Raw genomic sequence first — 12,942 nt, 5'->3', positions numbered from 1 at the left:
AATAGGAGCCTACAGATACCGCTTCAACTCCACCGCGGCCTCTTCCGGCGTGCGCTTCAGGTTGAACGGCGAGACGAAGCGGCCGTCGCGGTCCATCAGATAGATCAGCGCGGTGTGGTCCATGGTGTAGTCGCCGTCCTTGGTCGGGACCTTCTTGGCATAGACCCGGTAGGACTTGATGACGTTGGCGATTGCGTCGGGATCGCCGCTGAGGCCTTCGAGGTGGGGATCGAAGCTCGACAGATAGTCCTTCATCGCGGCCTGCGTATCGCGCTCGGGATCGACCGAGATGAAGACGGCATTGACCTTGTCGGCGTCCTTGCCCATCGCACGCAGCACCTCCGAGATCTCGAACAGCGAGGTCGGGCAGACATCGGGGCAATGGGTGTAGCCGAAGAAGATCAGGGTCGGCTTGCCCTTCAGGTTCTTGTCGGTGACGGCCTTGCCGTTCTGGTCGGTGAGCTGGAACGGGCCGCCGATCGCGGCCGGCTGCGCCACCTTGCTGACCCCGCCCATGGCCCAGAATACGATCAAGAGCCCGAGGACGAGGCTTGCGGCGAAGGCGGTCGCGATCACCAGCGGACGGGCGGCGGAGCTCATGGGCGGAAAATTTCCTGTCGCAGGTCAGAAGCAGGCGGCAAAGCCGGTCCTGATCATTTCGAAGAACACCTGGCTGCCGTAGTGGAACCAGAGCACGAGCGCGCCGAGCACGACCAGGCCGCCGACGCCAGCACCCGCCAACAGCAGCACGACCGGCATCCGGCCGGCAGTGGGCGAATTGTCCGATACGGGATGGGCGGGGTGCAGTGGTTGAGCCATGACAACGATCGGGGTGAAGGCCGGAGTTCCCGAGCGTTCAGATAAGCTTTGACCCGCCTGCGGGCAAGGCGCCGCTGGCTGGCAAACAATCCCGTCAGGCCGAGGATGTCAGTGCAGGAGCTGGCCCCGGGCGGATTCGAGCCGGTCCGCTTGCGGGAGTGGCCCGCGCGACGGCTTGTTGGTCGAGGCCTGCGCGTCCAGGTAGCAGGGCTTGTACATGGCCTGGAGCTGCTTGCCCTTCAGGAACAGCATGTGCGGAGTGAGGCCGCCGCGCTGCATGATCCAGCGCTTCACCTGCGACGGATACATCGCATAGAGCATCTGGGTTGCTTCGGAATTGGTGACGGCGCGGCCGTTGCTGCCGAAATCCCACGCGGCGTGGAAGCCCAGCGTGGCGTGCGAGGTCACACAGATCCGGTCGGACGGGATGGCGCCGAGGACGATGGTGCAGGCCGAGGCGCAGAGACCGTCGATGATGACGGTGTCACCGGACTGGCGCAGGTCCTGGTACTTGTCGACGTAGGTTCCGATCCGGCCGCCGCGGTCATCCGCGATCCGAACCACCGCGTGAGAAGCCCCCATGCCCGCGATCAGGAGAACCGCCGCGAGCAACCCCGTCAGAAACTTCATTGTCCCCCGCCCCCAGTCGAATTCGAATCTGCGTGTCAGGTGGTGATGCCCTGCTAGGGTCTGTCGTAACCGCGGTTTTGTCTAGGCATGCCGGCTCGGTCAAAACAAATTCAAATCCAGTGTTGCGCCGGCGCTGCACTCAGACGGACTTTATCCCGAAGTGGAACAAGTTAACGATGTCTTACGCGCCATACTCTTGATCTCAGTTGCAACCGGCGGCTTCAATCCCGGGCAACTACAGGGGGGAACCTGTGGAGGGGGAAACACATGGAGGGGGAAGCACATGGCCGAACAAATGGCTGAAGAGACTGACGTCATCGTTGTCGGCGCCGGACTGTCGGGCCTCGTGGCCGCAACCGAGATCGCGGACGCCGGCAAGCGCGTGATCGTGGTCGATCAGGAGGGCGAGCAGTCGCTCGGCGGCCAGGCGTTCTGGTCGTTCGGCGGATTGTTCCTGGTTAATTCGCCGGAGCAGCGCCGGCTCGGCATCAAGGATTCCTTCGACCTTGCGATGCAGGACTGGCTCGGCACCGCCGGCTTCGACCGCGACGAGGATTTCTGGCCGCGGCAATGGGCCGAGGCCTATGTGGCGTTCGCGGCCGGCGAGAAGCGCGCCTGGCTGCGCGCGATGGGCCATCGCATCTTCCCTGTGGTCGGATGGGCCGAGCGCGGCGGCTATGACGCGATGGGTCACGGCAATTCGGTGCCGCGCTTTCATGTCACCTGGGGCACCGGGCCCGGCATCGTCGAGCCGTTCGAACGCCGCGCGCGCGAGGCCGTCAGAAGCGGCCGGCTGAGCTTCAGGTTCCGCCATCGCGTCGATGCGCTCTCGATCACCAACGGCACGGTGGAGGGCGTCGGCGGCGCCATTCTCGCCGCCGACAATGTCGAGCGCGGCAAGAGCTCATCGCGCAATGTCGTCGGTGAGTTTGCGTTGAAGGCGCAAGCCGTGATCGTGGCGTCCGGCGGCATCGGCGGCAATCACGAGCTGGTGCGGCAGAATTGGCCGAAGCGGCTCGGCGCGCCGCCGAAATTCATGATCTCAGGCGTGCCCGAGCATGTCGACGGCCGCATGATCGGCATCACCGAGACATCAGGCGCGCGGCTGATCAACCGCGACCGCATGTGGCATTATGTCGAAGGCATCCAGAACTGGTCACCGATCTGGCCGCGCCACGGCATCCGCATCCTGCCCGGACCCTCCTCGATGTGGTTCGACGCCACCGGCACGCGCTTGCCTGCGCCTCTCTTCCCCGGCTCCGACACGCTCGGCCAGCTCCAATACATCATGTCCACCGGGTACGATTATTCCTGGTTCATCCTGACCCAGAGCATCATCAAGAAGGAGTTTGCGCTGTCGGGATCGGAGCAGAACCCCGACCTCACCGGCAAGAGCTGGCGCATGACGATCAAGCGCGCCACCAACAAGGGCGCGCCGGCGCCGGTGGAAGCGTTCAAAAGCCATGGTGTCGACTTCATCGTGCGCGACAAGATCGAGGATCTCGTTGCGGCCATGAACAAGCTGGCCGGCAGCGACCTCCTCAAGCTCGAGCACATCAGGATGCAGATCGAGGCGCGCGACCGGGAGATCGCCAACCCTTACGTCAAGGATGCGCAGGTGATGAACATCCACAATGCGCGGCGCTATATCGGCGACAGGCTGATCCGCACCGCCTCCCCTCACCGTATCCTCGATCCCGCGCAAGGGCCGCTGATCGCGGTCAAGCTCAACATCCTCACCCGCAAGACCTTGGGCGGTTTCGAGACCGACCTCTCTTCGCGCGTGTTCGGCGACGAGGGCAGCGTCATCCCCGGCCTCTATGCGGTGGGCGAAGCCGCCGGCTTCGGCGGCGGCGGCGTGCACGGCTATCGCTCGCTGGAAGGCACATTCCTCGGCGGCTGCCTGTTCTCGGGCCGCAATGCGGGCCGCGCCGCGGCGCAGGCGGTGGGCTAGATCATGCGGCGGCGGATGCGCATCGCGGCGTTTGTTGCGGCATTGGCCGCCGCCTCGGGCGCGTCCGCCGATACGATCGACATCGACGGCGTGAAGCGGTCCTACGCTGTGCAACTGCCGGCGAAGCGGCTCGTGCCGCTCGTGGTCGTGCTGCATGGCAAGACCCAGCGCGGCGCCGACATGATGACGCGGACGGCGTGGCCGCAGGTCGCAAAGCGCGAAGGGTTTGCCGTGGTGTTTCCCGATGGCCTCAACCACGCATGGGCCGATGCGAGGACCAAGGCGGGACCGGCGCTCCGTGGCCCGCCCGCGGGCACCGACGACGTCGCCTTCATCGCAAAGCTCGTCGAGAAGCTGGTGGCGAGCGGCACCGCCGACCCTCGCCGCGTTTATGTCACCGGCATCTCCAACGGCGGCGCCATGGCGATGACGCTGGTCTGCGCCCGCGCTGATCTGTTTGCTGCCGGCGCGAGCGTGAGCATGAATCTCACCGATGAGACGGCAGTCACATGCCATCCGTCGCGGCCGCTGCCGATGCTGCTGATGAACGGCACGGCCGATCCGCTGGTCCCCTACGAGGGCGGCCGCGGATCGAGCTATTATGCCGCAGACGGGTTCTGGTCCACCGACGAGACGCTTGCGTTCTGGCGCAAGCTCAACGGCTGCGAGACCGACAATGCCGACACGACCGATTTGCCCGACAGGGCGCCCGCAGACCAGTCCACGGTGACACGGATTTCCTCGCGCTGTCCTGGGGGGCACGACGTCGTGCTTTATCGCATCAATCAAGGCGGTCACCGCATGCCCGGATTTTCGCCGGATGCCCGCTTCCCGAAGGTCGCCGCCAGCTTGCTCGGATCGCAGAACGGCGACATCGACGCCGCCGAGACAATCTGGACGTTCTTCGGCCAGTTTCCTTGAAGCGCGATGCATGCATAGCCACCGATGCATGCGTGCCCGGCAACGCATGCGTGCCCGGGGTGGCACGGACAAGGCCGCTGCGCTAGACAGGGCCGCCATTCGAAGGAGACCCCAATGAGCATTCAGCGTCTTGAAACCGGCCCGCGCATGAGCCAGGTCGTCGTGCACGGCAACACCGTCTATCTCGCCGGTGTCGTCGCCAACAACGCCGCCGGCGAAAGCGTGACGAAGCAGACCCAGGACATCCTGGCGACCATCGACAGCCATCTCGCCAAGGCCGGCACTGACAAGTCCAAACTTCTTTCGGCCACGATCTACATCACCGACATGAAGACGTTTGGCGAGATGAACGCGGTGTGGGACGCCTGGGTCTCGCCCGGCAACACACCGGCACGCGCCACCGTCGAAGCCAAGCTCGCGGCAGCACAATACACCGTCGAAATCATGGTCACGGCGGCGAAGTAAGTTCGCGACGACATTTGCGCGCGCTTGTCGGCGCATGATCCGATCGGGAAACCGCTTCACACTTTCCCGGATTATGCGCATGACCTCCGAGGTAATCGATCAGCGCGCGCAAACCTTCGATAGTCAGGTCAGCCGAACGACACGGCGCCATCGAAGGAGACGACCATGACCGACCCCATCACCATCGCCCGCCGCTACATCGATCTCTGGAATGAACGCGCAGCCGGCCGCCGGCGCGAACTGTTGAGCCAGAACTGGGCGGCGGATGCGAGCTATGTCGATCCCCTCATGAAGGGCGACGGCCATGACGGCGTCGATGCGTTGATCGCAGGCGTGCAGCAGCGCTTCCCCGACTTCAAGTTCAAGCTGATCGGCGAGCCCAACGGCTACGGCGATCATGTCCGCTTCAGTTGGGGCCTTGGTCCCGATGGCATCGATAGTCCGATCAAGGGGACGGATTTCGCCGTACTGAAGGACGGCCGCATCAGGAGCATCACGGGATTTCTGGACCAGGTGCCCGCGGGCGCGTGAGCGCGCGCTGATCGTTGCTGCGCCCACTCACCTTGGGGAGAGGGCGCAGCGGCGCTCGTCGGGCAGGCGCTAGTTGTTCGCGCTGGCGGAATCGTCCATCGCCTTGAAGGCTTCCTCCAGCTGCAGCGAGATCGGCACGTTGAGCCGTTCGCCGGTCGGAAGTCTTGCGGTGAACCATTTGTTGTAGAGCGGGACGAGGTCGTGGTTGGAGCCGAGCTTGCGGAAGGTGCGATCGACCACCGCCGTCAACTGCGGTTCGCCCTTGCGGAACATGATGCCGTAGGGGTCGTAGGACAGGTAATCGCCGGTGACGCGAAACTTGTCCTGTGCCTTGTGGCGCACGATCAGGCTGGACAGCAGGATGTCGTCGGTCGCGAACGCATCGGACTTGCCGTCGACGAGCATCTGGTACGACTGTTCATGATCGGCACCGACAACGATGGTCAGCCCCAACGAAGACTTCTTGTCGGCCGCCTGGATGGCCTGCTCGTTGGTGGTGCCCTTCGTCACCACGATAGTCTTGCCCTTCAGGTCAGTCAGTGATTGGACGCTGGACGCCTTCGGCACCATCAGCTTGGTGCCGGCGACGAACATCAGCGGTGAGAAAGCGACACGCTTGCCGCGTTCGGCATTGGCCGTGGTCGAGCCGCATTCCAGGTCGATCTTGTTCTGGAGCACGGCGTCGATGCGGTCATCCGAGGTGACCTTGACGTAGGCGATCTTGAGATTGGGATCGTCGACCTCGACGCCGATCTCCTCGACGATAGCCTCGCAGAGCTCGAGGCTGTAGCCGATCGGCCGGTTGGCCTGGTCGAGGAAGGAGAACGGCGGCGAGCTCTCGCGATAGCCGAGCCGCACGGTGTGCGCTGTCTTGATCGCCGACAGCGTCGGGCTAAGCCCTTCGCTGCCACCGGTCTGGGCGGAGGCACCCGTGGCCAGCAGGCATGCTGCCAGCCAGAGGCCGCCCGATATCGCCATTGAAAGGCGCATGATGCACTCCGATCAATGGCCGGCCATCGCAGGCACTTCGCCGGGGATCATGTCACCCGGCACGGCATCGCCCGGTTCAAGCTCGTGCTCGGGCCCGAGCTCGCCTTCCCACTTGGCCACGACCGAGGTCGCGAGCGTGTTGCCGATCACGTTGGTGGCGCTGCGGCCCATGTCGAGGAAGGTGTCGATGCCCATGATCATCAACAGCCCCGCCTCGGGAATGCCGAACTGCGACAGCGTCGAGGCGATCACCACGAGGGAGGCGCGCGGCACGCCGGCAACGCCCTTCGAGGTGATCATCAGGGTCGCCAGCATCGCGAGCTGCGTGCCGAGCGGCATGTCGATGTGATAGCTCTGCGCGATGAAGACGCTCGCGAAGGTGCAGTACATCATCGTGCCGTCGAGATTGAAGGAATAGCCGAGCGGCAGCACGAAGCTCGATATCCGCGATGAGGCGCCGAACTTGTTCAGCCCCTCCAGGGTTTTCGGATAGGCCGCTTCAGAGCTCGCGGTCGAGAACGCGATCATCAGCGGCTCGCGGATCAGCTTCAGCAGATGGGCGTAGCGTGGCCCGATCACGATGAAGCCCACGACCACCAGGATGCCCCACAGCAGCGCGAGCGAGAGATAGAAGCCACCCATGAAGACGATGAGCTTCCAGAGCACCAGCAGGCCGTTCTTCGCAACCGTCGCGGTGATGGCGGCCCAGACAGCGAACGGCGCAAACAGCATCACATAGCCCGTCACCTTGAGCATGATGTGGCCGATGTCGTCGATCAGCGCCAGGATCGGCTTGGAGCGCTCGGGCATCGAGCCCATCGCGACCGAAAAGAACACGGCAAAGATCACGATCTGCAAAATCTCGTTCTGCGCCATCGCATCCGCGATCGAGGTCGGGATCAGATGGGTCAGGAATTTTTCGATCGAGAAGGCGGAAACCGGCAGACCGGTCGACTGCGCCTTGTCAGGCAGCGTACCGGGGAAATTCGCGCCGGGCTGTAGCAGATTGACCATCACGAGACCGAGCATCAGCGAGACGAAAGAGGCGCTGATGAACCAGCCCATGGTCTTGGCGAAGATGCGACCGAGCTTGGAGCCCGAACCCATATGAGCAATGCCGCCGACCAGGGTCGCAAACACCAGCGGCGCGATGATCATCTTGATCAGGCGCAGGAAAATCACGGCGATCAGGTTGATGGACGAGGCCCAGTCGCCCCGTGTGTCGGGCAGGAGATTGTAGATCGCCGCGCCCATGATGATGCCCAGCACCATCGCCACCAGAATGAATTGCGTAAACCTGTTCGACATTGAATACCCCCGCTACATCGGCCGCTTCATGATGTCGCAGATATGACGATGACGCAACACGCTTGGCGTGCGATCGCCGGGCGGATGTTCCCGTTGCGCAACCGGCGCTCGCGATCTAGCCTTCATGCAGCGCACAACGAATGCGGCTTGCACGTTTTTCTTGCGGCAGCTGCATCAATAATCGTCAAACAAGCGAAGGGGAAACATCATGAGTGGCAGCGTCAATCGCCAGATTCTTCTGGTGGAAAAGCCCAGCGGCAAGCTCGGCCCAGAGCACTTCAAGATGGTCGAAGGTGCGATGCCTGAGCCGAAGGACGGCGAGGCCCTGCTACGCGTGCGTTACATCTCGCTCGACGCCGCCAACCGCGCCTGGATGCACGGCGCGACCTATCGTTCAGCAGTCGAAGCCAACAGCGTGATGGCCGGCGGCGCCATCGCCGAGGTCATCAGCTCCAAGGCGCCGGGGCTTGCGCCAGGCGACATCGTGTTCGGCGACACCGGCTGGCAGGAGTTGGCGGCAGTGCCTGCCAAGCAACTCACCAAGATGCCGAAGCTCGAGCCGATGACGCATCTGCTCAGCGTGTTCGGCATCGCCGGCCTCACCGCCTATTTCGGCTTGCTGGAGATCGGCAAGCCCAAAGAGGGCGAGACGGTCGTGGTCTCCGCTGCCGCAGGTTCGGTCGGCTCGATCGTCGGGCAGATCGCGAAGATCAAAGGATGCCGCGTCATCGGCATCGCCGGCGGCGCCGACAAGTGCAGCTGGCTGACCTCCGAGCTCGGCTTCGATGCCGCCGTCGACTACAAGGACGGCGCGGTGTTCAAGGCGTTGCGCGCGGCGGCTCCGAAGGGCATCGACGTCTATTTCGACAATGTCGGCGGCGACATTCTCGAAGCCTGCCTGCCGCAGATGAACAATTACGGCCGCATCGCCTGCTGCGGCGCGATCTCGCAATATGACGGCGCGCCCTCAGCACACGGCCCGCGCGGCGTGCCCGGCCTGATCGTGGTGAAGCGGCTCGTCATGCAGGGCTTCATCGTGATGGACTACATGAAGGAAAGCCAACGTGCGCTCGCCGACCTCCAGGCCTGGGTCACATCCGGCAAGCTGAAGGTGCAGGAGGACATCATCGACGGCCTCGAGAACACGCCGAAGGCGCTGATCGGATTGCTGGCGGGCGAGAACCGCGGCAAGCGCATGGTCAAGCTCTGAGGACGTATTGTTTGAGCATGATCTCCGCGCAAACGCGTTCCGCGTTTGCGTAAGGGAAAAACGCAGCACAGTTTTCCGGAACATGTTTTAGTTGCGTCGCAATTGCGACGGCAATATCTACTTGCGGTAGAGGTCGAGGCGGCCAATGATGCCGCATGCGGCGTCACCCGCGACGATTGTTTGCATCACATTTGAAAAAATTGTCGGCGTCACCGACAGGGCAGGAATTCACTCGGATGTTCAACACGTTGAAACATACGTCAGCACGCGGGGCGTTGCTGGCGGCGGCTCTCTTCGCAACTGCAGCAGGCGCATTCGCACAAGCACCGACCGAGGCGCAGAAGAGCGCGATCCGCTCCGCATGCCGCTCGGACTTCATGGCGCACTGTTCGAGCGTCACGCCCGGCGGCGTGGAAGCCTATCAATGCCTGCAGAAGAACATGTCCAGCCTGTCATCGGGATGCCAAACCGCGGTTCGCGCCGTCGAGCCAGCTGCGGCGCCGAAGACCGAAGCCGCGCCGAAGACCGAAGCTGCACCCAAGGAGGCTGCACCCAAGGCGGAGACCGCGCCCGCCGCACCGAAGGCTGACACCGCTCCCGCCGCAAAGCCGGCTGCCGCAGCCGCGCCCAAGCCCGCTGCAGCCAAACAGCCGAGCAGCGCGCAGGTCGCTGCCGTCAAGAGCGCGTGCCGCGCCGATTATCCCAAGGTGTGCGCCAGCGTGCCGCCGGGCGGCGCGCCCGCACTCGAATGCCTCGAGAAGAACAAGGCAAAGGTTTCGCCGGCCTGCGAGAAGGCCGTGAGCGCCGCGGCCGGCGGTGGCGCGGCAGCAACGGCGGCACCTGCGGGCGCCGCTCCTGCGGCGGCAGCTGCACCGGCAGCCGCGCCTGCCGTGATCGTGCTGCGCCCGCTGCGGCCACGCGAAGAGCTGTTCATCGTCCAGTCCGCATGTCGCGAGGATGTCCGCACGCTGTGCGGCAGCGTGGCGCCAGGTGGCGGTCGGATCATCCAATGCGTTGCCAACAATGCCGCTTCGCTGTCGCCCGCCTGCAAGGACGTGCTGGCGCCGTTTGCTGCACGCTAGAGAAGCGAGCCATCCGGCGGCCCGCCGCACCACGGCGCTGGTGAGCTGACCTGCGGATGGCCAAGCCGGCGCGGTTTGTCTATGCTTCGCACGTCACTGCTTCGGACACGCGCCAAACGCGTGTCCAGGCATGAGCTTCGGCGTGCCGCGCGCTTCGCCGATAATTCCGCTGGCGCGGGAAGCCGGAGCACATTAGTCTACCCCTAGATAGTAAGTATACTGTCAATCAGGGAGGACAGACGTTGCGGATCGCCGTGATTGGCGGGGGGCCCGGTGGGCTCTACTTCGCCTATCTCTGGAAGAAGCGTCACCCCGAGGATCAGGTCGACCTGTTCGAACAGAACCCGGCCGACGCGACCTGGGGCTTTGGCGTCGTGTTCTCGGACCAGGCGCTGGAATTTTTGCGCGCCGACGACCCCGAGACGGTCGACGCGATCGCGCCGCACATGGAGAGCTGGGAGAACATCACGCTGAACCTGGGCGGCGATAGCGTCGCCATCGACGGTGTCGGCTTCTCCTCGATCGGCCGGCTCGAGCTCTTGCGATTCCTGCAGCAGCGCGCGCTCGATGCCGGCGTCACCCCGCGCTTCGACACGCCAATTCATGGGATCGACCAGCTCAACGGCCACGATCTGATCGTCGCCGCCGACGGGTTGAACTCGCTGGTGCGCCGCGCCTTCGAGGGCGATTTCGGCACCTCGCTGTCCTACTCCTCCAACAAGTTCGTCTGGTACGGCACCTCGAAGCGCTTCGACACGCTGTCGCAGACTTTCGTGAAGACCGACCGCGGCGCCTTCAACGCCCACCACTACCGCTACTCGCCGACCATGAGCACGTTCCTGGTCGAATGCGACCACTCGACCTGGCAGGCCTACGGTTTCGCCTACAAGGATGTGGAGCAGTCCAAGGGCGTCTGCGAGGAGGTGTTTGCCGACACGCTCGGCGGCCGCTCGCTGGTCTCGAACAAATCGGTCTGGCGCAACTTCCCCTGGGTCTGGAACGAGCACTGGTCGTTCAAGAACATGGTGCTGCTCGGCGACGCCCTGCACTCGGCGCATTTCTCGATCGGCTCGGGCACGCGGCTCGCGATCGAGGACGCCATTGCGCTGGTCAAGGCGCTGGAGTCGGATGCGCATCTGTCCACCGCCCTGCATCGCTACCAGGCCGCACGAAAGCCGGTGGTGCAGAAGCTCGTCAACGCCGCGCGGACCAGCGCTTTCTGGTACGAGCACTTTGCTCAGCACATGCAGCAAGGCCTGATGGACTTTGCCTATAGCTACATCACCCGCTCGGGCCGCATCGACGACTCTCGCCTGCGCACGATGTCGCCGGGGTTCATGGCGCGCTACGAAGCCGCCAAGAACGGCGGGGACCAGGCATGAGCGCCCAGATCGACGACCAGGTGCCCGCCGACTGCGCCGGCGCGCGCGAGATCGGCTTCGCCGTTCCGCAGGTCTACAATGCCAGCCGCGTGCTGTTCGACAATCTCGCAACAGGAAGCGGCGACAAGCTCGCGCTCCTTGGCCCCGCGGGTACGCGCACCTATGCCGAGCTCTGCGCGGAAGCCTGCCGCTGGGGCAATGGCTTTGCCTCGCTGGGCCTCAAGCGCGGCGATCGCGTGCTGCTGTTCCTCGATGATACGCCGGCCTATCCGGCCGCGTTCTTCGGCGCGGTGCGCGCCGGCCTCGTACCGCTGCTGATCAACACGCTGACGCCGCCGGATCTGCTGCAATTCTATCTCGCCGATTCCGGCGCTTCTGTCGCGGTGGCGGATGCCGAGTTCTGTGCACGTTTCAACGCTGAAGCTTGCAAGGACACCGCCCTGCATACGCTGGTCGTCGTCAATGGCGCGGTGGGCGATCACGCCGCACCGAACGCCATTCCTGCCGCCGGCTGGCTCCCGCAATTTCCAACTGAGCTCGCGGAAGCCGACACGCATCGCAACGAGATGGCGTTCTGGATGTACTCGTCCGGATCGACCGGCCGGCCCAAGGGCATCGTGCATCTCCAGCACGACATGGCCTATAGCGAGGCCGCCTTTGCGCAGAACGTCTTGAAGCTGACGCCGGACGACATCTGCTTCTCGGTGCCGAAGATCTTCTTCGCCTATGGCTTCGGCAACGCGATCACCTTCCCGTTCTCGGCGGGCGCCACGACGCTGCTGTTGCCGGGCCAGCCGAAACCCGCGGCGATCTTTTCGGCGATCGCGCAGTACAAGCCGACTGTCTTCTTCGGCCTGCCGACGCTTTACACGTCGCTGACCAAGGCCGAGGGTGCCGACAAGACCGACTTCTCGTCGCTGCGCATGGCGCTCTCTGCTGCCGAAGTGCTCTCGGCCGACGTTTTCAACGGCTGGAAGACGCTCACCGGTCTCGAGATCGTCGAAGGCCTTGGCTCTACCGAGGTGCTGCACATCTATCTCTCCAACCGCCCTGAGCGGAAAAAGCTCGGCGCCGCCGGCCTGCGCGTGCCCGGCTACGAGGTCGCGTTGCGCGACAAGGACGGCCGCGATGTCGCCGACGACGAGGAAGGCATCTTGTGGGTGCGCGGCGATTCCAACACGCCGCTGTACTGGAACCGGCCGGACAAATCCGCCGAAACGATTCGGCAGGGCGGCTGGATCTACACCGGCGACCGCTTCGTCCGCGACGCCGACGGCTTTCATTTCTTCCGCGGCCGCGCCGACGATCTCATCAAGATCTCCGGCCAGTGGGTCTACCCGCTCGAGGTCGAGCTGTGCCTCGCCGACCACCCCGACATCCGCGAATGCGCGGTGTTCGCCGCCGAGCTGCCGGACCGGCGCATGACGCTGAAGGCGGTCGTCGTGATGAACAGCCGCGCCGCCGACCAGAGCGAGGCGACCCGCAGGCTACAGGACTACGTCAAGGGCAAGCTGCTTCCCTACAAATATCCGCGTGAAGTGATCTTCATCGACGAGCTGCCGAAGACGGGCACGGGGAAGATCGACCGGCAGGCGTTGTTGAGGATGTGAGGAAGGCTGTAACCACACTCTCGCTGTCGTCCCGGCGAAG

13 protein-coding genes are annotated in these 12,942 nt (G+C 64.3%); 8 read left to right on the top strand and 5 right to left on the bottom strand.

Features of this window, described 5'->3' with window-relative positions; all coding sequences use genetic code 11:
- Positions 1 to 9 precede the first annotated feature (9 nt).
- The 3 genes from C7G41_RS05575 to C7G41_RS05565 form a co-directional block, all read right to left on the bottom strand.
- Positions 10 to 600 carry an SCO family protein gene (locus tag C7G41_RS05575; RefSeq protein WP_106941633.1) on the bottom strand — a complete coding sequence of 197 codons (591 nt, stop codon included), beginning with the start codon at positions 598 to 600 and terminating at the stop codon, positions 10 to 12.
- 24 nt (positions 601 to 624) lie between these two features.
- On the bottom strand, positions 625 to 819 hold the full coding sequence (locus C7G41_RS05570; protein ID WP_106941632.1) for a hypothetical protein: 195 nt from the start codon (positions 817 to 819) through the stop codon (positions 625 to 627).
- A 108-nt stretch (positions 820 to 927) separates the two neighbouring features.
- On the bottom strand, positions 928 to 1,449 hold the full coding sequence (locus C7G41_RS05565) for a hypothetical protein (RefSeq protein WP_106941631.1): 522 nt from the start codon (positions 1,447 to 1,449) through the stop codon (positions 928 to 930).
- A gap of 295 nt (positions 1,450 to 1,744) precedes the next feature.
- On the opposite strand from C7G41_RS05565, the gene C7G41_RS05560 reads away from it, so the two are divergent.
- The 4 genes from C7G41_RS05560 to C7G41_RS05545 all read left to right on the top strand — a co-directional run bounded on the left by C7G41_RS05560 (position 1,745) and on the right by C7G41_RS05545 (position 5,320).
- The gene (locus tag C7G41_RS05560; RefSeq protein WP_106942168.1) at positions 1,745 to 3,403 is read left to right on the top strand and encodes an FAD-binding dehydrogenase; all 1,659 of its coding nucleotides are present in this window, start codon (positions 1,745 to 1,747) and stop codon (positions 3,401 to 3,403) included.
- A gap of 3 nt (positions 3,404 to 3,406) precedes the next feature.
- Positions 3,407 to 4,324 (top strand): PHB depolymerase family esterase, encoded by a 918-nt coding sequence (locus C7G41_RS05555; RefSeq protein ID WP_106941630.1) that lies wholly within the window; start codon positions 3,407 to 3,409, stop codon positions 4,322 to 4,324.
- 114 nt (positions 4,325 to 4,438) lie between these two features.
- Positions 4,439 to 4,789, top strand: coding sequence for a RidA family protein (locus tag C7G41_RS05550; protein WP_007599359.1), 351 nt, complete (start codon positions 4,439 to 4,441; stop codon positions 4,787 to 4,789).
- Between the two features lie 165 nt (positions 4,790 to 4,954).
- On the top strand, positions 4,955 to 5,320 hold the full coding sequence (locus C7G41_RS05545; RefSeq protein ID WP_106941629.1) for a nuclear transport factor 2 family protein: 366 nt from the start codon (positions 4,955 to 4,957) through the stop codon (positions 5,318 to 5,320).
- Between the two features lie 69 nt (positions 5,321 to 5,389).
- Here the strand turns inward: C7G41_RS05545 and C7G41_RS05540 are convergent, their stop codons facing one another.
- Positions 5,390 to 6,310: an amino acid ABC transporter substrate-binding protein gene (locus tag C7G41_RS05540; protein ID WP_106941628.1), complete on the bottom strand. Its 921-nt coding sequence runs from the start codon at positions 6,308 to 6,310 to the stop codon at positions 5,390 to 5,392.
- Between the two features lie 12 nt (positions 6,311 to 6,322).
- Positions 6,323 to 7,618, bottom strand: a complete 1,296-nt coding sequence (locus C7G41_RS05535) for a dicarboxylate/amino acid:cation symporter (protein WP_106941627.1) — start codon at positions 7,616 to 7,618, stop codon at positions 6,323 to 6,325.
- Between the two features lie 208 nt (positions 7,619 to 7,826).
- Here C7G41_RS05535 and C7G41_RS05530 point away from each other — a divergent pair, with 208 nt between their 5' ends.
- The 4 genes from C7G41_RS05530 (at position 7,827) to C7G41_RS05515 (ending at position 12,902) form a co-directional block, all read left to right on the top strand.
- Positions 7,827 to 8,828 (top strand): NADP-dependent oxidoreductase, encoded by a 1,002-nt coding sequence (locus tag C7G41_RS05530; RefSeq protein ID WP_106941626.1) that lies wholly within the window; start codon positions 7,827 to 7,829, stop codon positions 8,826 to 8,828.
- A 236-nt stretch (positions 8,829 to 9,064) separates the two neighbouring features.
- A complete protein-coding gene (locus C7G41_RS05525) occupies positions 9,065 to 9,910 on the top strand; it encodes a cysteine rich repeat-containing protein (RefSeq protein WP_106941625.1) in 846 nt (281 codons plus the stop codon).
- A gap of 242 nt (positions 9,911 to 10,152) precedes the next feature.
- Positions 10,153 to 11,292, top strand: coding sequence for an FAD-dependent monooxygenase (locus tag C7G41_RS05520; RefSeq protein ID WP_199198200.1), 1,140 nt, complete (start codon positions 10,153 to 10,155; stop codon positions 11,290 to 11,292).
- Positions 11,289 to 12,902, top strand: coding sequence for a benzoate-CoA ligase family protein (locus tag C7G41_RS05515; RefSeq protein WP_106941624.1), 1,614 nt, complete (start codon positions 11,289 to 11,291; stop codon positions 12,900 to 12,902). Before C7G41_RS05520 ends, C7G41_RS05515 begins: the two co-directional genes overlap by 4 nt.
- Positions 12,903 to 12,942 lie beyond the last annotated feature (40 nt).

Source organism: Bradyrhizobium sp. MOS002 (assembly GCF_003020115.1).
Classification (GTDB): Bacteria; Pseudomonadota; Alphaproteobacteria; order Rhizobiales; family Xanthobacteraceae; genus Bradyrhizobium.
This window is presented reverse-complemented; position numbering and strand designations above follow the sequence as displayed.

Bases quoted from the DNA above. Each gene is read 5' to 3' on its own strand.
- C7G41_RS05515 (WP_106941624.1), top strand. From the start codon at position 11,289: ATGAGCGCCCAGATCGACGACCAGGTGCCCGCCGACTGCGCCGGCGCG.
- C7G41_RS05540 (WP_106941628.1), bottom strand. From the start codon at position 6,310: ATGCGCCTTTCAATGGCGATATCGGGCGGCCTCTGGCTGGCAGCATGC.
- C7G41_RS05575 (WP_106941633.1), bottom strand. From the start codon at position 600: ATGAGCTCCGCCGCCCGTCCGCTGGTGATCGCGACCGCCTTCGCCGCA.
- C7G41_RS05550 (WP_007599359.1), top strand. From the start codon at position 4,439: ATGAGCATTCAGCGTCTTGAAACCGGCCCGCGCATGAGCCAGGTCGTC.
- C7G41_RS05525 (WP_106941625.1), top strand. From the start codon at position 9,065: ATGTTCAACACGTTGAAACATACGTCAGCACGCGGGGCGTTGCTGGCG.
- C7G41_RS05535 (WP_106941627.1), bottom strand. From the start codon at position 7,618: ATGTCGAACAGGTTTACGCAATTCATTCTGGTGGCGATGGTGCTGGGC.
- C7G41_RS05565 (WP_106941631.1), bottom strand. From the start codon at position 1,449: ATGAAGTTTCTGACGGGGTTGCTCGCGGCGGTTCTCCTGATCGCGGGC.
- C7G41_RS05560 (WP_106942168.1), top strand. From the start codon at position 1,745: ATGGCTGAAGAGACTGACGTCATCGTTGTCGGCGCCGGACTGTCGGGC.
- C7G41_RS05555 (WP_106941630.1), top strand. From the start codon at position 3,407: ATGCGGCGGCGGATGCGCATCGCGGCGTTTGTTGCGGCATTGGCCGCC.
- C7G41_RS05570 (WP_106941632.1), bottom strand. From the start codon at position 819: ATGGCTCAACCACTGCACCCCGCCCATCCCGTATCGGACAATTCGCCC.
- C7G41_RS05545 (WP_106941629.1), top strand. From the start codon at position 4,955: ATGACCGACCCCATCACCATCGCCCGCCGCTACATCGATCTCTGGAAT.
- C7G41_RS05530 (WP_106941626.1), top strand. From the start codon at position 7,827: ATGAGTGGCAGCGTCAATCGCCAGATTCTTCTGGTGGAAAAGCCCAGC.